Here is a 22,673-nt window from a genome sequence, read left to right as displayed (position 1 = left end):
GCTTTTAAGCCGGCTTAAGTGTCGTCGTTCCAGAACACATTTCAAGTCACTTGATACGGTAGTGTTCCGCGGGTATGCGCGTCTATGGTCAGTCGCCTTTCCAGCGGCGGGACAGAACGCTGGTGGCAGGTTTGACGCTCACATATTCTGCATGAGATACCGATCGGCTCATAGGCGCTCGCATTGTCGATATCGAGGTTGTCAGCGTAAACAAGTGCTCTGGCATGACGTGTCTCGCACCCTAGGGCTATTGCATAGCGGCGCACAGGAGCCCCGAAAGAACCGCCGGATTTCGAAACATCGCATGCCAACGAAATATACCTTACACCATCTGGCGTTTCAGCCAGTTGGCGCAGGAAATGTCCCGGTGTTTCGAATGCTCGATGAACATTCCAAAGCGGGCAAGCGCCACCGAACCGCGCAAACTGAAGCCGAGTGGCGGAATGGCGTTTGGTTATTGTTCCAGCCTGATCGACACGCACAAAGAAAAACGGGATACCCTTCGCGCCGGGGCGTTGCAGGGTGGACAGCCGATGCGCAACCTGTTCGATTGAGGCGCCGAAACGGTTGCTAAGAAGTTCTAGATCGTGCCGAGCTTCTTGCGCAGCCGCAAGAAAGGTGGCGTAGGGCATCAATGACGCGCCAGCGAAATAGTTGGCCAAGCCGATCTTTGCGATGGACCGCGCCTCTTCGCTTTGAAATTTGGCAAAGTCCAGAGTAGCTTCGAGCAATTTGTCCTGGTTTATCAAAGCGACCTGAAGCAAGAGCTGAAAAACCTGTGTCTGCGGCGCTGCACGCGATGACAAACGGAGGGTTTTGTTCGCCAAATCATAGATGCGGAGAGTTTCAATATCGGCGAAACTAACTTGAATTCCCTGCGCTGAAAGACTTTCGACCGCGGCTTTTCGAATGTCGCCAACATCTGCAGCTTGCGCAGCAAATCTCTCGGCTGCACGGTCGACGGCATCAATGTAGTTGTCACAATAGTGAAAAAAGTCTCGAACCTCTTCCCAGGGGCTTGCTTGAATCTGAGCATCTTCCCGACCCAAAGCTTCGTCCAGCGACGCCAGCCGTTCGTGGGTTTGGCGATAGGTTCTATGCAGCTCGATAAATGCACGGGCAAGGGCGGGAGCATTTGAGGCCGTCAATCTTAGATCCGCCAATGGCGGCATATTGTCGGCAAACAAAGGATCGGCCAATGCCTCACGCATGTCGGAAACAAGCCGTTCGCTGTCGCCGGTACTCAGTTCGGTGACGTCCATCCCGAACTCTTGTGCAAGGGCAAGAACAACAGTGGTCGAGATCGGCCGGTTATTATTCTCCATCTGGTTCAGGTAGGGCAGGGAAATACCTAGCTTGGCGGCAAATTCCTTTTGGGTCACGGCGAGGCGCGTGCGCATTTCTCGTAGTTTCGCGCCTGCGTATAGCTTTTGAGTGGCCATTGAGTGCCTTTGCAGATTTACTTAACCGGAAGGCTAACTTTGCAAACCGGTATTCGCAAGCTATTACAGGCCCAACTGTCGTTCACGCACAATTACAGTATAGATGGCAATAATTGCCATAACTGAGGTGCCCAACATCAGCCACAGCAGGGGCATTGCTCCGGTCTCGCGGGTCAGCATGGCACCTGCTGACGCACTAAGGGCTGCCCCGCCGCCCAGCATAATGGCACCGCTCAATCCCGAGGCCGTCGCGGCCAGATGTGGACGCACTGACAGTGCCCCAGCTGTCGCATTTGGAATGGACATCCCGTTGCCGAGGCCGACAAAGGTCATAAAGCCGAAAAAACTGAGGGCAGTACCCAAGTCAGCCAAGAACACGGCGGCTGACAAAATCACCCCAATAGCGTTCAGCCAGCAGCCATAAAAAACCATTCTGTTGACGCCAAAGCGCACTGAATATCTTCCGCTAATGAAATTCCCGAAGAAGTACCCAATTGCCGGTGCGCCAAAATAAACCCCAACCTCAGATGCGCTCAATCCAAAAACCTGAGTGCCAATGAATGGGGCGCCGCCCAGATAGGCGAAGAATGCGCCCGAAGAAAGAGCAGAGGACAAAGAATACCCCCAAAATCGAGGCGATCTCAGCAGTTCTGGAAATTCGCGGAATTGCTCGATAAGTGTTTTACCGCTCTTGGCTGCAGTCTCGCCAAAGTCATAATAAGTTAAGCCGAGTGTAAGTGCTGCCAATCCGAAGGGCAGCCAAAAATTAGCCTTCCAACCAAACCCTTCTTCCAGAAAACCACCGATTGCCGGACCGATCATAGGTACTATGGCCATGCCCATGGTCACATACCCAATCATTGATGCTGCTTGATCTTGAGAGTACATGTCACGAACTGCGGCTCGGCTAAGCACGATGCCAACTACGATAACGGCCTGACACATTCTAAACGCTAGGAATACCTGCGCGTTGGGGGCAAAAATACAGCCCAATGTGGAAAGCAGAAACAGGGCAAGCCCCCATAAAAGAACCGGCCTGCGTCCGGCCTTGTCCGCGATAGGGCCGATAAGAATCTGGAGCACTGCGTTTACCAAAAGGTAGAGCGCTATGGACAGTTGCATGACTTTGTAGTCAGCGTCGAAATAAAGAGCCATGTTGGGTAGACTGGGCAGGAACAGATTCATGCTCAGTGCGGAAAGCCCGGAAAGTAAAACAAGTGTTGTTATGCTGGGCGGAGATCGATGCGATGATTGAGAGCTGAACTGCATGGTTCACATGTATAGGTAGGTTTGTTCGATTACTATTCGTCTTTGCAATTGATGTGGTGGGTTAGCAACTTTGCGTTTTCCTAAGGGCGGATTGCTATTAGTTTGCAAATTTGCCGAAAAACTCTTTGGTCGGCGCAGGCTTAATTGTAAAGTCGCGCCAAATTTGACAGGGGATTATCGCCATGAAAGACATCCTTTCCGAGCTTGAAGAGCGCCGTAACAATGCACGGCTGGGCGGTGGGCAAAAGCGGATCGACTCGCAGCACGCAAGAGGGAAGCTTACTGCGCGTGAACGAATCGAGTTATTGGTCGACGAAGGCAGCTTTGAAGAATTCGACATGTTCGTCAGCCACCGTTGCACTGATTTCGGAATGGAAAACCAAAGGCCCGCAGGGGATGGAGTCGTTACCGGTTGGGGCACGATTAACGGTCGCATGGTATATGTATTTTCGCAGGACTTTACCGTTTTTGGTGGTTCCCTGTCAGAAACGCACGCTCAGAAAATCTGCAAAATCATGGACATGGCTATTCAGAATGGTGCGCCTGTAATTGGCATCAACGACTCTGGCGGAGCGCGAATTCAGGAAGGTGTGGCGTCGCTTGCAGGATATGCTGAGGTGTTTCAGCGAAATATCATGGCGTCGGGCGTGGTGCCGCAGATTAGCGTTATTATGGGTCCATGCGCTGGCGGAGCGGTATACAGCCCAGCCATGACGGATTTTATTTTCATGGTGAAAGACACGTCTTACATGTTCGTTACGGGCCCCGATGTCGTGAAGACCGTGACGAACGAAGTTGTTACCGCAGAGGAATTGGGTGGAGCTTCCACGCACACCAAAAAGTCCTCGGTTGCGGACGGAGCGTTTGAAAACGATGTCGAGGCATTAGCTGAAGTTCGGCGCCTGGTTGACTTTCTGCCGCTGAATAATCGTGAAAAGCCACCTGTTCGCCCTTTCTTTGACGAGCCTGATCGGATCGAAGCATCATTGGACACTTTGATTCCGGACAACCCAAATACCCCCTATGATATGAAGGAACTCATTACCAAAGTGGCTGACGAGGGTGATTTCTACGAAATTCAGGAAGATTTCGCCAAGAACATCATCACCGGATTCATCCGTTTGGAGGGACAAACGGTAGGTGTGGTCGCCAACCAGCCGATGGTTCTGGCCGGTTGTCTGGACATCGACAGCTCACGAAAGGCAGCCCGGTTCGTAAGGTTCTGCGACTGTTTTGAGATTCCAATCTTGACGCTTGTGGACGTGCCCGGCTTTTTGCCGGGGACCTCGCAGGAATATGGCGGCGTAATCAAGCACGGCGCGAAATTGTTGTTCGCGTACGGAGAAGCAACAGTTCCAAAGGTTACGGTAATTACACGCAAAGCCTACGGCGGTGCGTACGACGTGATGGCTTCAAAACATTTGCGCGGGGATTTCAACTATGCCTGGCCGACAGCCGAGATTGCCGTCATGGGCGCGAAGGGCGCGACCGAGATTATTCACCGCGCTGATCTTGGTGATGCCGACAAAATTGCGCAACACACTCAGGACTATGAGAATCGCTTTGCCAATCCGTTTGTTGCGGCAGAGCGTGGCTTCATTGACGAGGTGATCATGCCTCATTCCACCCGTCGTAGGGTTTCTCGGGCATTCGCGAGCTTGCGAAACAAAAAGCTGAAAAACCCATGGAAAAAACATGACAATATTCCGCTCTAGCTGCAACGGGGCGTAACACTGCCTGACGATTAGACACGTTCAACACTTAGATGCCATTGCGCTAGTTAACCAATGAACCGCCGCAAAAGACATATCAGCAAGAAATCCAACCGCGTCTGTCGCTTAGCCTCGGTGTCAGGCATGAGTCGTCTGAGGGATAAACTTGGATGGTCGACATTGGTTTTGTCTGTGGCGTGGTTCCCAGGGCAAGCCATGGCGGAAAATCTTCTGCCAGTGCCATCCGGGCAACCGGTTGAATTAAGTAACGTTCTGCTAGACACCAATCCGGGCGAACTTTGGGTGCGGTTTCGGTTTGTTGCGCCCAAAATCGGTTCGACCGTCGGGCGCATCACCTATGATGTGGCTGTTGTCGATATGGCGCACCTTTGCGAGGTTTTGGCGGTTCCTTATGTAGCTCAGCACAAACTGGATCCAGCACGGGTTGTTATCTCATTCTCGGATCGGCCAATCGATTTCGGCTCCTCTTCGCCCGAGGCGACGCAATTTTTTGAAGCCTACCGATTGGAACAATCCCAGTGTATTTGGGAGGGGCTTTGATCATGATAAAGCACCGTGGATTTCCCGGTCGCCTGGCCGGTACCGACTATCAGTTCACAATTCGCCGGGCCAATCCCAAAGGCGTAACACCTTTGACCCGCAGGGAACGTTTTCGCGATCGAAAACCTGCTGACCGGCGGGCAGACGCTGCGTTTTTCGAGGCTTTATGGCAGCATTTCGGCGATCAGCCTTTTGAGCGCGGCAATTTGGATGCTGGTCGGCTGAGCTGGCTATTTGGACGGGAAGTCGTCGCTGCAGAAGACCCTTTTGATCCGTCCAGCTACGAAGCTTTGTTGGTAATTGACGTGGACACGGCACGACAGTCTTTTGCCGATATATTGGATGGGGTGCGGTAAAGGTGACTGGGACAGCTGAAAATCATATTCGTGATATACGGAATATGAGGCCCAATGCAGTTGGCATGAGAGTACGCTCACGTAAGTCGAAAATTGCCCCAAAATTCCGGATGTCCGATAGGAACCAAGAAGGCCATGTGCATCTAAATTTACTCATAAACTGGGTTTTGGCGTCATATGAAGCTACTGAATCGAGTAATTCCGGAATAGGCGCAAAACTGCGCGACAAAAATTCCGATGGGCAGGTTTCAGCCGGAATCGCAACTGGAAAAAGTGCATTGTTGGCGGCTGAAAATGTAGCATGCAAGCTGTCTGTGCCGTGCGGCTCAACTTTGCCTGCGTCGCACATGCACCTACTATTCCGTACCCCTTCCTTCCGCGGGCAGGTCTGTGTTCCCCACATATCTCTGTCCGCGGTTTTCTTTTTGCCGTTCTCCTACCGCGAACAGCAACTTTCTGCGCATTATCGAATGTCTCTTAAGTTGTTATTGAATAACAACGATGGATTGTCCCATTTGCCACCGACAACAATTAGAAGGCGTAAAGGGCAGAATAAATGCGAATCTCGAAACTCTTGTTTGTTGCGACGGCCTGCGCGGGTCTCGCAGCGTGTGGCGACACCGTCGGTGAACAGGCGCTGCTTGGTGGCGGCGCGGGAGCCGTGGGCGCAGCAGTGGTCAGTGCCGACCCGCTATTGGGCGCGGTGGTCGGCGCCGCAGGCAATGTGCTTTACTGCAAAACACAGAACACTTGTAGATAACCCGGAATTCTTGCGGGCGCGTGCCGTCGCCCCTTCCGATATCAAGCTATACGCCGTTGAGGGGGTCAGATCCTGCAACGGCGCTTTGCGTTTCCCGAATACAAAGACAAAGGACGTTTCATGTTCAACAAGATCCTGATCGCCAATCGGGGCGAGATTGCCTGCCGCGTCATCAAGACGGCCCAAAAGATGGGAATTGGCACTGTTGCCATTTATTCGGACGCCGACAAGAACGCGCTGCATGTTTCAATGGCTGATGAGGCTGTTCACATCGGACCTCCGCCTGCCAATCAATCCTATATCGTGATAGATAAGGTAATGGACGCCATCCGACAAAGCGGGGCCGAGGCGGTTCACCCTGGATATGGTTTCCTATCTGAGAACGCAAAATTCGCAGAAGCGCTAGAAGCGGAAGGTGTCGCGTTTGTCGGCCCGCCAAAGGGCGCAATCGAAGCGATGGGTGACAAGATAACGTCAAAGAAAATCGCTCAGGATGCGGGCGTCTCTACGGTGCCGGGCTATATGGGTTTGATCGAAGACGCCGAAGAAGCGGTGAAAATTTCGAACGAAATTGGCTATCCGGTGATGATCAAGGCCAGCGCTGGTGGCGGTGGCAAGGGAATGCGAATTGCGTGGAATGACGGCGAAGCGCGAGAAGGCTTTCAGTCTTCCAAGAATGAAGCGGCTAATTCCTTTGGCGACGACCGGATTTTCATTGAGAAGTTCGTGACACAGCCACGTCACATTGAAATTCAGGTGCTGTGCGACGGCCATGGCAATGGAGTCTACTTGGGTGAGCGCGAATGTTCGATTCAGCGACGCAACCAAAAAGTTGTGGAAGAAGCACCGTCGCCCTTCCTTGATCCTGACACGCGAAAAGCCATGGGAGAGCAGGCAGTGGCCTTGGCCAAAGCGGTGGACTATGCCAGCGCGGGGACGGTTGAGTTCATCGTTGACGGGGACAAGAACTTTTACTTTCTTGAAATGAACACACGTTTGCAGGTCGAGCACCCGGTGACCGAGTTGATTACCGGCGTCGATCTTGTGGAACAAATGATCCGAGTAGCGGCGGGTGAAAAGCTGTCGATTACGCAGGACGAGGTGACCTTGACAGGATGGGCTATTGAAAACCGTCTGTACGCCGAGGATCCCTATCGAAATTTCTTGCCATCTATTGGCCGTTTGACCCGCTATCGCCCACCGCAAGAGATTGCCGCTGGTCCGCTTTTGGCAAATGACAAATGGCAAGGCGATGCGCCTAGTGGCGAAAATGCGGTGCGCAATGACACTGGCGTTTATGAGGGGGGCGAGATCAGCATGTATTACGATCCGATGATCGCCAAGTTGTGCACTTGGGCGCCAACGCGAGAGCAGGCGATCGAGGCGATGCGCGTCGCGCTGGACAGTTTCGAAGTCGAAGGTATCGGGCACAATCTACCATTCCTATCAGCGGTGATGGACCACTCAAAATTCATAAGTGGTGACATGACGACGGCCTTTATTGCCGAAGAATATCCTGACGGCTTTGAAGGGGTCGTATTGCCCAAAACTGATCTGCGTCGCATCGCTGCCTCCTGCGCAGCAATGCACCGTGTCGCTGAAATTCGCCGGACGCGTGTCTCGGGAAGAATGGACAATCATGAACGCAAAGTGGGCAACCGCTGGGTGGTTACGCTACAGGGTCATGAATTCGCGGTTCGGGTTGGAGCCGATAAAGAAGGCGCAACCGTTCGTTTTGAAGATGGTTCTACCCTGCGCGTCACATCTGACTGGACGCCCGGCGATCAACTAGCGGTTCTTGACGTTGACGGCAGCCCATTGGTCCTTAAGGCCGGAAAGATCTCGGGCGGTTTCCGGATCCGTAATCGGGGGGCAGACCTTAAGGTGCACGTGCGGCGTCCGCGTCAAGCGGAACTAGCCAGGTTAATGCCGGAGAAATTGCCGCCTGATACTTCGAAAATGCTGCTTTGCCCAATGCCCGGACTGATCGTGAAGATTGATGTCGAAGTCAGTCAGGAGGTGCAGGAGGGGCAGGCCCTGTGCACAGTCGAAGCGATGAAGATGGAGAATATTCTGCGCGCTGAAAAGAAAGGCGTTGTTGCCAAAATCAATGCGGGTCCAGGCGACAGTCTCGCAGTTGATGATGTGATTATCGAGTTTGAGTGATCATGATGACCCAGTCGCCAAGTAAACTGATCTCGACGGCTTTGGGCATTAGTTATTGGCGACCGGAATGTCGGGTTTATCCCCCTTCACGGCGTTCGCGAATTTCGCGTTGGCGCAACGGGGTTTTGTCGATTGATCTACCGATTTCCCGAACGCTCCAAGGCGAAGGTTTACGTAGTTTGACCACGCCGTCTTTGTCGACAAACACCATCTGGAACCCTCGTGGGCGCAGCTTTGATCGAACGGCAGAGCGTGCCGATGGGTCAGTGTCTGTAAGGACAATTACGTCGCGATCTCGCATGGCTTCTTCACCGTCCAGCAACATGTCGATCTGCTCTTGGAAGCGGGGATCGGCTGGCGTGTCTGCAAAGACAACAATTGGGCGGTGGGTCCAAAGAAACTCGCTCAGGTCGCTATCGCCTGCCGGACGAATGAAATCATCGTCCGCGGGCGCAGCGCCATCAGCCGCCCACGCAACCAAGGGGAATAGTGTCGCAAAAACAAAGGCAAGCGTTCGTGTCATAAGGCCTCCTGCTGAGATGAATATAGCCTGTGTACCGACGAATGCGACCAGCGAAATTCACATGGCGCTCAAAATGTCGCGCATCACTGCGATTCAGGTGATCGCCCGGAACACTTTCAACCGCAGTTCCAACTCTGCGGAGATCAGAATTAACAAGAGGAACATGCAATGACCAACGCGAAGGACTGGCAAGCGCTTGCAGAGAATGAGCTGCGCGGACGTCCGTTGGACGATCTGACTAAGGATACACTAGAGGGTATTCCGGTTAAGCCACTGTATACAAAGGAAGATACTGAGGGTCTGCCCCATATGGGGTCTTTGCCCGGTTTCGGGCCGTTCACACGCGGTGTGAAGGCGACAATGTATGCCGGGCGTCCATGGACGATCCGGCAGTATGCCGGTTTTTCTACAGCCGAGGAATCAAACGCTTTTTATCGCCGCAATCTGGCAGCCGGACAACAGGGTGTTTCCGTGGCATTCGATTTGGCCACCCACCGGGGTTACGACAGCGATCATCCGCGTGTGGTCGGTGACGTGGGAAAAGCAGGGGTCGCTATCGACAGCGTTGAAGATATGAAGATTCTGTTTGATGGAATTCCGCTGGACAAAGTTTCGGTCTCCATGACCATGAATGGCGCGGTTATCCCCATTCTGGCGAGTTTCATCGTCGCAGGCGAAGAACAGGGGCACGATAAATCTGTTCTGTCAGGCACCATTCAGAATGACATTTTGAAAGAGTTCATGGTGCGCAACACCTATATCTATCCGCCTGATCCTTCGATGCGGATTATCTCGGACATCATCGAATTTACTTCGAACGAGATGCCGAAATTCAATTCAATCTCGATTTCGGGCTATCATATGCAAGAGGCTGGCGCGAACCTCGTTCAGGAACTGGCCTACACGCTTGCCGATGGGCGTGAATATGTGCGAGCGGCGACCGAGGCCGGCATGGACGTGGACAAGTTCGCAGGTCGTTTGTCGTTCTTTTTCGCTATTGGCATGAATTTCTTTATGGAGATCGCGAAGTTACGTGCCGCACGCACCTTGTGGCACAGGGTGATGACTGACTTCGGTGCAAAGTCCGAGCGGTCGAAAATGCTTAGGACCCACTGCCAGACATCAGGCGTGTCTTTGCAAGAGCAGGACCCATATAACAACGTCATCCGCACCGCTTATGAAGCGATGAGTGCTGTTCTGGGTGGGACACAGTCGCTGCACACCAATGCTCTTGATGAAGCAATTGCGCTGCCCACCGATTTCTCGGCTCGCATCGCGCGAAACACCCAGTTGGTACTGCAGGAAGAAACCGGTGTGACCGACGTGGTCGATCCGCTTGCTGGTTCTTACTACATAGAAAGCCTTACTAATGAGCTGGTTGAAAAAGCCTGGGCATTGATGGAGGAAGTCGAAGAAATGGGCGGCATGACCAAGGCTGTTGCGTCGGGAATGCCAAAACTGCGGATCGAGGAAAGCGCTGCGCGTCGTCAGGCCATGATCGACCGGGGTGAAGAAGTCATCGTCGGCGTCAACAAATACCGCAAGGAACAGGAAGACCCGATCGATATTCTCGACGTCGACAATGTTGCCGTTCGCGAGGCTCAGGTCGCCCGACTAGAACGTATCCGCGCTACCCGTGACGAGGCCGCGTGCCAACGCGCGTTGGACAATCTGACCGCAACCGCGCGCGAAGGTGGCAACCTGTTGGCGGCCGCTGTTGAGGCAGCCCGCACCCGCGCATCCGTAGGAGAGATCAGCATGTCAATGGAAAAGGAATTCGGTCGTCACCGGGCCGAAGTAAAGACACTGGCCGGAGTCTATGGTGCCGCTTATGAGGGCGACGAAGGTTTTGCGGCAATCCAGAAATCGATCGAGGAATTCGCCCAATCCGAAGGGCGTCGCCCGCGTTTGCTGGTTGTCAAAATGGGTCAGGACGGCCATGACCGCGGTGCCAAGGTGATCGCGACTGCGTTCGCGGATATCGGATTTGACGTGGACGTAGGGCCTTTGTTCCAAACGCCAGCCGAAGCTGCACAGGATGCGGTGGACAATGACGTTCACGTGGTTGGAATATCTTCACAGGCGGCTGGCCACAAAACTCTTGCGCCTCAACTTGTCGAAGAGCTTAAGAAAGCAGGGGCAGAGGACATAATCGTCATTTGCGGCGGCGTGATTCCACAACAGGATTACCAGTTCCTCTACGATCACGGCGTGAAGGCGATATTCGGACCGGGCACTAATATTCCTGAAGCCGCCCAGGACATTCTGCGGTTGATTGCCGTCGCCAAACGCTAATGCTTTGATGGCGGCGAACAAAGTTTTTCTTGTTATGTCGTGTGTAATAAGTTTGCGACAAAGATGTTGTCGTAGGTGCGGTGTTGAATATGCCGTCCAATGTTCTGAAGGAGGCTATAGATGCAATTGGATCACATAGCGGTTTCAGGCAGTACGCTGGAAGCCGCGATTGCGCACGTCGAGCAAGCTCTTGGTGTTTCTTTGCAGCCGGGAGGCAAACACGCGAAATTCGGTACTTACAATCGCCTGCTTGGGCTTGAAGACGGTCTTTATTTGGAGGCAATCGCAGTCGACCCAGATGCGCCTGCACCCGAACAACCCCGTTGGTTTGATTTGGATCGTTTCTCTGGTCCTGCGCGTCTGACAAACTGGATTTGCCGCGTGTCGGACATTGACGCCATAACTATGCCTGACGGGCCAGTAACTCCGATAGATTTGGATCGAGGTGCATTGCGGTGGCGTATGGCGGTGCCCGCCTCGGGGAGGTTGCCGTACGACAACCTGTATCCGGCGCTAATCCAATGGCAGGGGGATTTGCACCCTGCACGAATGTTGCAATCCAGCGGTGTTCGATTACGGCGCCTGATTGTATATCACCCTGACGCTTTGGAATTGGCAAAGTTGTTGGGACAGATAAAACTGATCGAGTTCGATACCGGTCCCGCAGCGATACGGGCAGAGTTTGAAACGCCCTGGGGCGTTCGCACCTTGGAATGAAAATCCGTCACGCACAGCCCGCAGATTCGGCGTCTATTACTCAGATTACCAACACAATCATAAGAGACAGTCTTGCGACCTTCACAACTGAGGTGCGCCAACCCGAAAGTATTGCAGCAGATATTGAGGCTCGATCCGGGTATTTTCTGGTGGCAGAGGAAGAAGGGAAGGTCCTTGGGTTCGCCACATATGGCCCATTCCGGTCAGGGCCTGGCTACGCACATACCCGCGAGCACTCAATTCAACTGACGCCTGAAGCGCGAGGCAGAGGAATAGGTCGCGCTTTGATGACTACTTTGGAAAATGCGGCAATTGAAAATAATGTCCATGTTTTGGTCGCGGGTATTTCATCTGAAAACCCTCCGGCGATTGCCTTCCATATGGCGCTTGGATTTTCCGAAGTTGGCCGGATGCCGCAGGTTGGACGAAAATGGGGGCGTTGGCTTGATTTGGTTTTGATGCAGAAAATTCTTGCATCGAACTGAACTGTTGCACCTGACAGCGGCAGCACGGCGCGTTAGGGTGCGCTCATGTCGATATGGACCAGAATATCAGATGCACTAAACGCGCTAGCCAAAGGCGAAAGTCTGACTGCTGTTTTTGAAAAGTTGCGTACTCCGCCCGAGCGTTCGGTGGCCTTTGCAATCGCCGTAATCGCGTTAGGGGCCAAGATGGCCAAGGCCGACGGACATGTGACCCGCGACGAGGTCACCGCATTCCGCGAAGTCTTTCAGATCGCTCGCGAAGATGAGGCTGGCGCGGCAAAAGTGTTCGACATGGCGCGAACGGATGTGGCAGGTTATCAGGATTACGCAAGAAAAATTTCGCGCATGTTTGCGGACGACAACAACACGCTATGCGATTTGATGGAAGGACTGTTCCATATCGCAATGGCAGACGGTTTTTATCATCCCAACGAAAACGAATTTCTTGCAGAGGTCAGCCGCATCTTTGGTCAGTCCGAGGCTCAGTTTATGGCACTTCGAGCGCGATTTGTCCCGGACGCACCTAATGATCCCTACACAGTGCTAGGGGTTGCGCCTGACATGCCTTTGCCGGAAATCAGGCGAGTTTGGCGGCAGCTTGTGCGCGAGACGCATCCGGACGCAATGATGGCGCGCGGAGTTCCAGAAGAAGCTGTGCGCCTCGCTGAAAAGAAAATGATAGATATCAACCGCGCCTGGGACGAAATCAACGGCGCAAGGGTCTGAACTATGCGGATGGCCACCTATAATATTGAGTGGTTTGCCAATCTGTTCGACCGCAACGACAAACTTATCGTGGATGATAGCTGGTCTGGGCGGCACGACGTAACAAAAGTTCAGCAAATCGAGGCTATCGCCAAGGTTTTGACGGCAATTGATGCCGACGCAATTTTGATCGTCGAGGCACCTAACACAGGCAGAACACAGAACACCGTGCGTGCACTTTTGCGTTTTACTGAGGCATTTAACCTGAGAACCTCACAAGCGGTGATGGGGTTTCCTAATGAAACGCATCAAGAGTTGGCCCTGCTGTATGATCCATCCGTGATGACACTCAGGCATGATCCGATTGGGGAACCAGCCGATGAAAATGGCAGCCTGGATGCACCGCGGTTCGATACCTTCTTTCGTATCGATCTAGATGTGGACGCGACTGAGGATATTGTGAGGTTTTCAAAACCTCCGCTGGAGTTGGAGATTGAAACCAACTCGGGGAAAACATTCCGTTTGATTGGTACGCATCTGAAATCAAAGTCGCCGCACGGAGCGACCACTCGGGACGAAGCGATCCGACTTTCCATTGCGAACAGGCGAAAGCAGCTGGCGCAAGCCGTGTGGCTGGCTCAACGGGTACGGTCACATTTAGAAAAATCCGAGCCCGTCGTTTTGTTAGGCGACCTGAACGATGGCCCCGGTCTGGATGAATTTGAACATTTGTTTGGAAGATCATCCGTCGAAATCCTGCTCAAAGCGGGCCTTTACGACCCGCACGCTGCACAAACGCATGGCCCGCGACCAGACGTTTCTCTTTCAACGGCAAGGTTCGCTTTACCACAGGAGGGCAGGTATCTTGAGGCGCTGTTGGATTACATAATGGTCAGCAAGGATTTACGTGATCTTCAACCTCGCTGGAGAATTTGGCATCCGTTTAAGGATGCTGCCTGCTGGTCTAACACGGAATTGCGCGACGCGCTGCTGGATGCTTCGGATCATTTTCCGGTCACTCTGGATATTGATCTCTGACCTTTCAACAAAGGTATCAGCGTCCTATATTTCCAGCATGACACGTATTCTATTGATCTGCGTTGCGAGCGTCACTGCCGCTTTGCCTGCAAAGGCGCAGGAAAATAATGGCAAATCGCTTATGGAACGCGGAGCTGAAATGTTCCTGGAAGGTTTGCGGCAGGAAATGGAGCCCTCTTTTGATGAATTGCTAGGCTTTGCCGATCAGTTCGGGCCTGCGATGCAAACATTTATTCAGGAAATGGGACCAGCGCTTGCTGAACTCGCTGCTCAGGTTCAGGATTGGGGGTTATACGAGACGCCCGAAATGCTGCCTAATGGCGACATCATAATTCGAAAAAAACCTCAGCCCGAGGAACCTGAGCCTCCTAGGGCGCAAGAACCTTCAACGGAAGAATTCACTGATATCTGAGTTCTGACAAGTTCAACCCTGCATGATTATGCGTGTATCGGAGTTCAAGGCGTTTGCCAGAGATTTGAACCTAGCCTCAGCCACTTCGTTGAACAAAGGCGCGGCGGATTTGGGGAGTATCAGGTCAAGTTCTTGCTTTTTTGGGAAAAACCGGAGTTTTCCCATCGCTGCATCAGGTTGCATCCATAGCATCGCACCGAACCTCAGTGCTTTACCCAAAATTTCAGCCTCATTTTGTCCGCGCTCATCCAGCAATTCGTACAATGGGGCAAAGCGGTTTCCTTCGCGCTTGTTGCGATAACGGTGTTGCAGAGCCAATCCAATGAAAACTCTTTCCGAATGTTTCAGTCCACTCATGTTGGCTCGGGTAACATATTCGAAACACGCTTCTGCGCGGTAATCGGGATGGGCCCGCCAGCTGACGTCGTGTAGCAGACAAGCCGCCTTGATCAGGCGAACTTTTTGGGGTGGCGCTGATTTAAACAGGGGCATCACGAAGTCGAAAAGGTGCTTTCCAAATCCGGGCAGGCGGGCATCCTTGGCTTCGGCGAACCGGCTCGCTTCGATCAGGGGATCGCGGTCGCGAACACGTCGCGGCATTTGTTCGAACAGCAACCCTTCACGAATGCCATAACTTGAGATTGCAATGTCTTTTGGTTTGAATGTCCGGATTAACCGGGAAAGAACGTCCATCGCATAGGGCATTAATGCCATGCGCGAGCTTGAGACACCCGCCTGACTGCGCAGCTTGTCTGGGTCGCCATTTTCAATGAACTTAATCGTATCGCGAACCGCCTTGTTACTCATACGGTATTCATGCAGCACATTCAGGGGGTAATTCCGGCGCAACATATCCAGTCGAGCAAATGCCCGCCAACTTCCGCCGACAAGAAACAGACGGTCCTTTTGCGGACCCATCTGATCCCGCATTTCTTCCATAGTTGCTTTGATATGCGCCTTTCTGGCTCGTCGCCCGCCTTTGATGTCGCGCAATTTTAGAGGGCCAAGTGCCGAAGTCATTCTGCGGCCAACTTTACCATCACCAATTTCTGCCAATTCGACCGAAGAACCACCAATATCGCAAATCAATCCGTACGCTCCAGGCCAGCCGAGCAAAACACCTTGGGCAGATAATCGCGCTTCTTCTTCGCCATCAACGACGTTGATGTTTAGGCCGGTCTTGGACTTGACCTCTTCGCAGAATTCCGGGCCATCCTTGGCTTCTCGCACGGCGGCGGTGGCAACAGAGTGTAAGGCGGGCAGGCCGAGATCGTCCGCAAGAACTTGAAAGCGATGTAACGCCGCAAGTGCGCGTTCCCGTCCAAGTGGGTTCAGGCGACCCGTATCTGAAAGCCCAGCGCCAAGTTCGCACATGACCTTTTCATTGAAGAAGTAGGCAGGCGAACGCGCGGCACCATCAAAGATAACCATTCGGACAGAGTTCGATCCAACGTCAACAACCCCAACACGGGCCAGCGCCCTTGCACCGGGGTCGTCGAACAAAGGCCTTCCAAACGGGCCGTAGTCCGCGGTGTCAGTCTCGCCGGTCTGTTCCATGAATTCCCCATTCCTTTGCTTAGCAGGATGCGAAATCGTTAAACTTCGGTCAATCATATGAATTGAGTTCGGAGCGTAAATTGGTAAGAACCCGCACTGCCAAAGCGCGGTTGATCTCGCGTTTTTCGCGGAGAGCCAGATCGTCAATAAGACCGACCACTTTGGACGCAGTTTCAAAACTGCGGTCCATATGCTTGACGAGATACGCGATTACGTCTGGACTGGGGTTCAGTTGGCGATCTACAAAAAGTTTGGCCAACACGGCACCTAAGAGCGCGTCATCAGGGCCTTGAAGCGCAACATGGTGCGCGCCGTCGACCCGGCTTTGCAAGTCCGCCAGCGAAAGCGCCCACAGATTTGGCGTAGGCCGGCCAGTCATTAACAGGTCATTGCCTTCTGCAAGCACCATATTATGCAGATGGAACAATATTTTCTGTCGTTCAGGGTCGCTGGAAATCTGGGGCACATCTTCTACTGCGATTGAGGTGCGTGCCAGATTGGGCACATCTTCGTTCACTAAATCAACAGAAGGAATGATCCGCCCGCCTGACTCGGCTGCCCAGACATGAGCCAAGTGTGTCTTGCCGGACCCAGCAGGGCCGCTTAGTACGAGCTTATTGCCAGGCCAGGAAGTCGCTGAAATCATTGCCACAGCAAGCGCGTTGGTGGGTGAGACAAAGAAATCTTCGCGCCCCAGGGCGGTTTTCGATGGAAGATCAAAACTAAGTTGGGTGGCCATTCATTCGTTGTCCTGCGCCGACCCATCCAGGCCTGTATATAGGCGGCTGCTTAAGTATTGCGTCGTGCCAAACCTTGCCAGAACGCCGATAGCGGCGGCTACCGGTACGGCGATCAGCATACCGACAAAACCGAACAATGCACCGAATACAGATAGAGCTAGCAACAGCCAGACCGGGTGAAGGCCGACCGAGTGGCCGACGAGTTTTGGCGTTAGGAAATTGCCTTCTGTGACTTGCCCAACCATGAAAATACCGGCGACCAAAGCAACATGCGCCCAATCGCCCCAAAATTGGAACAGCGCTAATCCGATCGCCAGTGTGCCGCCGATTAATGCGCCCAGATAAGGGATAAAGGTGACCAAACCAGCAATAAACCCAACAATCAGGCCAAATTGTAATCCAACTATCATGAGTGCGACGGCGTAATATGTTCCCAGAATTAGGCAAACAGTACCCATTCCGCGTACAAAGGACGCCAGAACATCATCAATTTCGCGGGCCAGACGTTTTATCGTGGGTGCGTGGTCTCGGGGCAGCAAATCACCAATTTTGGCTATCATACGGTCCCAGTCGAGCAACATGTAAACGGCTACGACGGGAACGATGACAAGAAGGACCAACAAATTGATAGCTGAGCCCACCGAAGATAACACCGTTTGCAAGACGTCCCCGGTTTTCGACTTAAGCGTCTCTCCAAATGAAACCAACATTTGATGAGTGTTCGACTCTCTATCTAAAAGCGATGGAAACTGCTTTTCGATGAAGGCTCGAAGCTCTTTGAAAAGGCTGGGAAGAACGTCGACCAGGTCCAACATCTGGGTAATCAGGGCGGGGACCACCATAAGGATCATGAGGACGAACCCCAACACACCGACGACAGTAATTATACCGGTCGCCGCAACGCGCGACAGGCCCAATTTTTCAAGCCGGTCAGCGACCGGATCCAGAAAATAGGCGATTGCGCCACCAATTACGAAAGGTAGTAAGACATCGCCCAACAGCCACAACAGCAACACAAAAACAATAGCCGCAATGCCCCAATACCTAAGCTGATCCCTAACCGGCAAAGCCATTGCGCGTTCCTTTGTTGCGGGGCCTGAGGCGTTCTTGGCGCAATGGAGTGTATGATGCAAGAGGTTCATGGCGCATGCGTTTTATCGCAATTTAGCAGCATAGGCCCTAAAAGGCGCCGGCACCCAGACTTGCCAGCTCGAGTGGAACCACATGGCGTCTTCTTTCCCTGAAGTTTCGATGTTCCAATTCTGAAATTCTCATTCCACTCGAAATACCACCCGACCGAGTTGACCGAATGACCACTGACGTCCGGTCTCAAAAAAGACCGAAGCGCGATTGCCCCCGGCGTAGCTTTGGCATAATCACGGTTGAAGTCGAATTCTTACCTTTGAAGGTCAAAAAATGCGCCTCAGCCGATACTTTCTGCCCGTGCTCAAGGAAAACCCGTCCGAGGCCCAGATCGTCAGCCACCGGTTGATGCTGCGCGCTGGTATGATCAAACAGGCCGCCGCCGGTATTTATTCCTGGTTGCCGTTGGGTTTCAAAGTTCTGCGCAAACTGGAAAATATTGTACACGAAGAGCAGGCGCGTGCCGGTCATGTCGCCATCCAGATGCCCATTTTGCAATCCGCTGACCTGTGGCGCGAGTCAGGGCGCTATGACGACTATGGTCAGGAAATGTTGCGAATGCAGGATCGCCATGGCCGGGATATGTTATATACGCCCACTGCCGAGGAACTAGTGACGGACATCTTCCGCGGACATGTCAGTAGTTACAAAGATCTGCCTCTTACTCTTTACCAGATACAGTGGAAATTTCGCGACGAAATACGTCCACGTTTCGGCGTGATGCGTGGCCGTGAGTTTTATATGAAAGACGGTTACAACTTTGATCTGACGAAAGAGGATGCCCTGCACGCATACAACCGCCATTTGGTTAGTTATTTGCGCACTTACGAACGCATGGGCCTGCAGGCCATACCGATGCGCGCCGATTCTGGCCCAATAGGCGGCGACGATACACATGAATTTCTGGTGCTGGCCGACACAGGTGAGTCCGAGGTCTTCTACGACAGCGCAGTCACAGACCTGACTTTTGGTGACCGCGAGATCGACTATGATTCTCGTGATCAGTGTCAGGCAATATTGGAAGAGTTTACCTCGAAATACGCTCGCACAGATGAAACTCATGATGAGGCCTTGTTTAATGAGGTCCCTGAGGAACGCCGCCGGATTGCGCGAGGGATCGAAGTGGGACAGATCTTTTATTTTGGCACCAAGTACTCTGAAGCGATGGGCGCGACGGTTCAGGGGCCGGACGGTAAGCCGTTACCGGTCCACATGGGTAGTCATGGGATTGGTGTTAGCCGTTTGGTCGGCGCAATTATCGAGGCGAGCCATGACGACAAAGGTATAATCTGGCCAGAAGGCGTGACCCCATTTCATTGTGGGATTGTGAATCTGAAGCAAGGTGATGATGAAGCAGACACTGCTTGTGAATCGATCTACGACGCGTTGACCGCGTTGGGGTTGGAGCCGTTGTATGATGATCGCAATGAAAGGGCAGGGGGCAAATTCGCAAGGATGGATCTAATCGGTTTGCCCTGGCGGATCACCGTGGGCCCGCGCGGATTGAAAAACGGTGTCGTCGAACTAACCAGCCGCCGTACCGGTGAAAGCGAAGAGCTTAGCCCCGAGGCAGCAGTAGCCAAGGTTGGTCAAATATACGCAAAAATTGCCTGATGCTAGGGCGGTTCAGTTCATAAATAATGTCAGGTGTCGTTTTGTTTTGGCCGCGCGGCCAACACGTCACCGTCTGCTTCGCTGCCGCGAGCCACGACAATCGGGCGCCCCATGCGACGAACAAGCTCCCGGAATTCGAACCCCAAAAATCGTAGGCCGCAGACGCGTTCGTCAGTGGTTCGATCGGTTACGCAAAGACTTCCTTGACGGAACGCTAGCCGATAACCCTTCTGGGTCAGCAAGTCCGCCAGATTTCCCCAACTCGCCGCGCTGTCAAATATTGGGCGAATGGCCGCACGCAACAACGCTGCGGATTCGCAATCCAGTTCTGTTGTTGATTTTCGGGCCAGTATCGGGCCCTTCCCCCCTACGTTTTCTTGAATACTCATGAGCGACCCCCGCTCTGAAAATGTGTTCCCCCATGAAAGGGTGTCAAAGTTTCGGAAAATAAGCAAAACGTGGAATAAAATTGCTCAGTTAATGTTGCATTTAGAATTCAGTACCTCGCGAATTGCGCGCATTAACTTCATTACTGAAACAATAAGTCCTTGTCTGTGAAGGGGGTCACAACTTGGAGTATATTTTTTCCGGCAGTTTCTCGCCAATGGATAGAGCGGCGGCGATGAAGCTTAAAGTTGATTCGTTTCACAATAGATTCGGCTGAGGTTATGAGCCTGAGAACGTAAAATAGATTGCCAATAAATGATGATCGGCTTGACCATCCGATAAATTGCCGAAAGGGTCGCCACAGCATAAAACGCCCGGAGCCTGAATGACCAAAACCCCTCCTCCTTTTGCGCCTTTCGAGTGGAAAATTGCTTGGCGATATCTTCGCGCCCGCCGCGCTGAGGGTGGTGTAAGCGTAATGACCTGGATTTCGCTGATCGGTATTACTTTGGCAGTATTTGCCTTAATCGCAACGCTGGCGGTGCGGTCGGGGTTTCGTTCCGAGTTCGTGGGCACGATTTTGGGTGCGAATGCGCATGTGACAGTCTACTCGTCCGGGGAAATCGATGCACAGGGTCGTGTTGACCGGACCATCGCCGACTATGACGACATGGCGGCACGGATCGCACAGGTTTCGGGTGTTGCGCGCACAGCGCCGTTGGTCAAAGGGCAAGTACTTTTAACAAACCGCGAACGAAGTACCGGCGTCGAAGTGTTCGGTATTCGTCCTGACGACCTGCTTGAGCTGCCTGGAATTGCTGACGGTGACAAGGCCGTTGGTGATCTTTCACAGTTTGCAGAAGGAGTAGCGATCGGCTCGGGCGTGGCACGTGCAATTGGTGTAACGGTCGGCGACAAAATCAAGATGACCTCGCCCAATGGGGTGAAGACGGCTTTTGGAACATCCCCGCGGGTAAATGCATACGACGTGGTCTATGTGTTTTCTTCTGGTCGTTATGACATCGACCGGACACGGCTTTACATGCCGTTTGAAGAGGCGCAGAGCTTTTTTAACCGCGAAGGCGCCGCGGACGAGATTGAGGTCATGGTGGAACAGCCAGAGAACATGAACCCTGTGCTGATACCGATCCTCGAGGCCGCAGGAGGCCGATCACAGGTATGGACCTGGCAAGATGCTTCGGGTGGATTTCTCAGGGCGCTTGAGGTCGAAGACAATGTGATGTTCATCATTTTGTCGATCCTCGTTTTGATCGCCGCGATGAACATCGTGTCGGGGCTCATTATGTTGGTAAAAAACAAGGGGCGGGACATTGGCATATTACGAACCATAGGATTGAGCGAGGGCTCGGTTCTGCGCGTGTTTTTTATCTGCGGTGCGTTCACCGGAATTATCGGTACTGCGATGGGCGTAGTCCTCGGGTGTCTTTTTGCGCTTTACATCGATCCTATCTTTTCTTTCGTAAACTATGCGATGGGCGGTGGTGTATGGGACCCTGCCATCCGAGGAATCTATGCGTTGCCCGCCGAACTGCATCTTTCAGATGTGCTTAAGGCCGTCGCCCTGTCTCTTGGATTGTCCTTTTTCGTGACATATTTCCCGGCCCGCCGCGCAGCTCGGCTAAATCCGGTTGAGGCGCTGCGCTATGAATGATGTCACTCTAAGGTTGCAGGGTCTCAGCAAAACCTATCTCAAAGGAACACCTGGCGAAATTGAGGTATTGCGCGGAGCCGATCTGGAACTGCGTGCCGGAGAGGCGGTTGCGCTGGTAGCGCCATCCGGAGCCGGAAAATCCACTTTGCTGCATATTGCAGGGTTGCTGGACGTACCGGACACGGGCACGGTTCAGATTGCCGGGCAAGAGGCGACTGGTAAAAGAGATCGCACTCGTACAGCGATCAGGCGTAAGGATGTCGGATTCGTTTACCAGTTCCACCACCTGTTGCCAGAGTTTACAGCCCTTGAAAATATTGTCCTGCCTCAACTGGCCAATGGCGTGGCACAAACGGCTGCGAATGAGCGCGCACTGAAACTGTTGGAGCGGGTAGGCATAGCCCAACGGGCCAATCATCGCCCTGCCGCCCTGTCGGGTGGGGAACAGCAGCGAGTGGCGTTCTGCCGCGCGCTGGCGAACGAGCCGCGTGTATTGCTGGCGGACGAACCCACCGGAAATCTTGATCCTGAAACCTCCGATCAGGTTTTTGATGTCTTGATGAATCTTGTACACGAAGCAGGCCTGTCCGCCCTCATCGCAACACACAACCTTGAGCTTGCGGCGCGAATGGACCGAACGGTACGCTTGGACAGTGGAGTTATTAAGCCAGCTGTGTGATCGCGACGCCAATGGTCATCAGGGTAATACCTCCTGCACGTATCCAAGTGAGCGGCGTTACCTGGGCGCCAAATAAACCGAAATGATCAATTACAGCTGTACTGATTAATTGTCCGACCAACACTAGGAACACCGCGTTTCCGACCCCGAAATGAGGCGCGACATGGGTGATGGCCAGCACGTAGAAAGCAACTAATACACCTCCCAGAAACAGATGTTTTGGAACCTTTGCCGCCTTGGCGAATGCGTGGTCGGCTGGCAGTACGAGCAGAACGATCACAGAGGCGGTAAGTGCGACGGCAAACAGGATTACAGCCGCCGCATTGGGCGACCCGATCATTTTTCCAAGGGTAGCGTTCAGCGCAGCGAGAATTGGAACACCAATTCCAGCCGCTAGCATGATCGCCGCGTAATGTGCCATGTGTTGAACCTCTGCGCTG

22 protein-coding genes are annotated in these 22,673 nt (G+C 53.1%); 14 read left to right on the top strand and 8 right to left on the bottom strand.

Annotated elements, in window-relative coordinates; translation table 11 throughout:
• Positions 1–41 precede the first annotated feature (41 nt).
• Positions 42–1,442 (bottom strand): helix-turn-helix domain-containing protein, encoded by a 1,401-nt coding sequence (locus tag AC2FNE_RS07435; protein WP_170607083.1) that lies wholly within the window; start codon positions 1,440–1,442, stop codon positions 42–44.
• Between the two features lie 63 nt (positions 1,443–1,505).
• The gene (locus AC2FNE_RS07430) at positions 1,506–2,711 is read right to left on the bottom strand and encodes a multidrug effflux MFS transporter (protein ID WP_170478740.1); all 1,206 of its coding nucleotides are present in this window, start codon (positions 2,709–2,711) and stop codon (positions 1,506–1,508) included.
• Between the two features lie 182 nt (positions 2,712–2,893).
• Here AC2FNE_RS07430 and AC2FNE_RS07425 point away from each other — a divergent pair, with 182 nt between their 5' ends.
• The 5 genes from AC2FNE_RS07425 to AC2FNE_RS07405 all read left to right on the top strand — a co-directional run bounded on the left by AC2FNE_RS07425 (position 2,894) and on the right by AC2FNE_RS07405 (position 8,266).
• Complete coding sequence (locus AC2FNE_RS07425; RefSeq protein ID WP_170478742.1) at positions 2,894–4,426, top strand: acyl-CoA carboxylase subunit beta; 1,533 nt, start codon at positions 2,894–2,896, stop codon at positions 4,424–4,426.
• A gap of 141 nt (positions 4,427–4,567) precedes the next feature.
• Positions 4,568–4,984 carry a DUF6497 family protein gene (locus AC2FNE_RS07420; protein WP_254442588.1) on the top strand — a complete coding sequence of 139 codons (417 nt, stop codon included), beginning with the start codon at positions 4,568–4,570 and terminating at the stop codon, positions 4,982–4,984.
• Between the two features lie 2 nt (positions 4,985–4,986).
• Positions 4,987–5,340, top strand: a complete 354-nt coding sequence (locus AC2FNE_RS07415) for a hypothetical protein (protein WP_170607079.1) — start codon at positions 4,987–4,989, stop codon at positions 5,338–5,340.
• 556 nt (positions 5,341–5,896) lie between these two features.
• Positions 5,897–6,100 (top strand): hypothetical protein, encoded by a 204-nt coding sequence (locus tag AC2FNE_RS07410; protein ID WP_170478745.1) that lies wholly within the window; start codon positions 5,897–5,899, stop codon positions 6,098–6,100.
• A gap of 120 nt (positions 6,101–6,220) precedes the next feature.
• Positions 6,221–8,266, top strand: coding sequence for an ATP-binding protein (locus AC2FNE_RS07405; RefSeq protein ID WP_496805073.1), 2,046 nt, complete (start codon positions 6,221–6,223; stop codon positions 8,264–8,266).
• A 76-nt stretch (positions 8,267–8,342) separates the two neighbouring features.
• On the opposite strand, the gene AC2FNE_RS07400 is transcribed toward AC2FNE_RS07405, so the two are convergent.
• Positions 8,343–8,789, bottom strand: a complete 447-nt coding sequence (locus tag AC2FNE_RS07400) for a DUF4174 domain-containing protein (RefSeq protein WP_170607075.1) — start codon at positions 8,787–8,789, stop codon at positions 8,343–8,345.
• A 168-nt stretch (positions 8,790–8,957) separates the two neighbouring features.
• Between AC2FNE_RS07400 and scpA the strand changes: the two genes are divergently transcribed.
• From scpA to AC2FNE_RS07370, 6 genes are all read left to right on the top strand, one after another.
• Complete coding sequence (scpA, locus tag AC2FNE_RS07395) at positions 8,958–11,084, top strand: methylmalonyl-CoA mutase (protein WP_496805072.1); 2,127 nt, start codon at positions 8,958–8,960, stop codon at positions 11,082–11,084.
• Positions 11,085–11,204: 120 nt separating this feature from the next.
• Positions 11,205–11,801 (top strand): VOC family protein, encoded by a 597-nt coding sequence (locus AC2FNE_RS07390; protein ID WP_170607071.1) that lies wholly within the window; start codon positions 11,205–11,207, stop codon positions 11,799–11,801.
• Positions 11,798–12,286, top strand: coding sequence for a GNAT family N-acetyltransferase (locus AC2FNE_RS07385; RefSeq protein WP_496805071.1), 489 nt, complete (start codon positions 11,798–11,800; stop codon positions 12,284–12,286). The genes AC2FNE_RS07390 and AC2FNE_RS07385 overlap by 4 nt, the downstream gene beginning before the upstream one ends.
• A gap of 45 nt (positions 12,287–12,331) precedes the next feature.
• Positions 12,332–13,012 carry a molecular chaperone DjiA gene (locus AC2FNE_RS07380; protein WP_170607068.1) on the top strand — a complete coding sequence of 227 codons (681 nt, stop codon included), beginning with the start codon at positions 12,332–12,334 and terminating at the stop codon, positions 13,010–13,012.
• A gap of 3 nt (positions 13,013–13,015) precedes the next feature.
• Entirely contained in the window at positions 13,016–14,029 is a 1,014-nt protein-coding gene (locus AC2FNE_RS07375) for an endonuclease/exonuclease/phosphatase family protein (RefSeq protein ID WP_170478758.1), read from the top strand.
• Between the two features lie 37 nt (positions 14,030–14,066).
• The gene (locus AC2FNE_RS07370) at positions 14,067–14,441 is read left to right on the top strand and encodes a hypothetical protein (protein WP_170478760.1); all 375 of its coding nucleotides are present in this window, start codon (positions 14,067–14,069) and stop codon (positions 14,439–14,441) included.
• Between the two features lie 12 nt (positions 14,442–14,453).
• On the opposite strand, the gene AC2FNE_RS07365 is transcribed toward AC2FNE_RS07370, so the two are convergent.
• Genes AC2FNE_RS07365 through AC2FNE_RS07355 form a run of 3 tightly spaced genes read right to left on the bottom strand, consistent with a single transcriptional unit; the run spans position 14,454 to position 17,811 of the window.
• On the bottom strand, positions 14,454–15,998 hold the full coding sequence (locus AC2FNE_RS07365) for a Ppx/GppA family phosphatase (RefSeq protein ID WP_254448005.1): 1,545 nt from the start codon (positions 15,996–15,998) through the stop codon (positions 14,454–14,456).
• A 49-nt stretch (positions 15,999–16,047) separates the two neighbouring features.
• The gene (locus AC2FNE_RS07360; protein WP_496805070.1) at positions 16,048–16,737 is read right to left on the bottom strand and encodes a P-loop NTPase family protein; all 690 of its coding nucleotides are present in this window, start codon (positions 16,735–16,737) and stop codon (positions 16,048–16,050) included.
• Positions 16,738–17,811 carry an AI-2E family transporter gene (locus AC2FNE_RS07355; RefSeq protein WP_170607350.1) on the bottom strand — a complete coding sequence of 358 codons (1,074 nt, stop codon included), beginning with the start codon at positions 17,809–17,811 and terminating at the stop codon, positions 16,738–16,740.
• A 343-nt stretch (positions 17,812–18,154) separates the two neighbouring features.
• On the opposite strand from AC2FNE_RS07355, the gene proS reads away from it, so the two are divergent.
• Positions 18,155–19,495 carry a proline--tRNA ligase gene (proS, locus tag AC2FNE_RS07350; protein ID WP_496805069.1) on the top strand — a complete coding sequence of 447 codons (1,341 nt, stop codon included), beginning with the start codon at positions 18,155–18,157 and terminating at the stop codon, positions 19,493–19,495.
• A 29-nt stretch (positions 19,496–19,524) separates the two neighbouring features.
• On the opposite strand, the gene AC2FNE_RS07345 is transcribed toward proS, so the two are convergent.
• Entirely contained in the window at positions 19,525–19,884 is a 360-nt protein-coding gene (locus AC2FNE_RS07345) for a hypothetical protein (RefSeq protein ID WP_170607058.1), read from the bottom strand.
• A 383-nt stretch (positions 19,885–20,267) separates the two neighbouring features.
• Between AC2FNE_RS07345 and AC2FNE_RS07340 the strand changes: the two genes are divergently transcribed.
• Positions 20,268–21,554, top strand: coding sequence for a lipoprotein-releasing ABC transporter permease subunit (locus tag AC2FNE_RS07340; RefSeq protein ID WP_496805068.1), 1,287 nt, complete (start codon positions 20,268–20,270; stop codon positions 21,552–21,554).
• The gene (locus tag AC2FNE_RS07335) at positions 21,547–22,233 is read left to right on the top strand and encodes an ABC transporter ATP-binding protein (RefSeq protein ID WP_170478773.1); all 687 of its coding nucleotides are present in this window, start codon (positions 21,547–21,549) and stop codon (positions 22,231–22,233) included. The genes AC2FNE_RS07340 and AC2FNE_RS07335 overlap by 8 nt, the downstream gene beginning before the upstream one ends.
• Here the strand turns inward: AC2FNE_RS07335 and AC2FNE_RS07330 are convergent.
• On the bottom strand, positions 22,217–22,654 hold the full coding sequence (locus AC2FNE_RS07330) for a DMT family transporter (protein WP_170607348.1): 438 nt from the start codon (positions 22,652–22,654) through the stop codon (positions 22,217–22,219). The genes AC2FNE_RS07335 and AC2FNE_RS07330 overlap by 17 nt on opposite strands.
• Positions 22,655–22,673 lie beyond the last annotated feature (19 nt).

The organism is Ruegeria sp. YKSD179 (assembly GCF_059612885.1).
The sequence above is the reverse complement of the archived record's forward strand: the minus strand, read 5'-3'. Positions and strand labels throughout refer to the sequence as shown.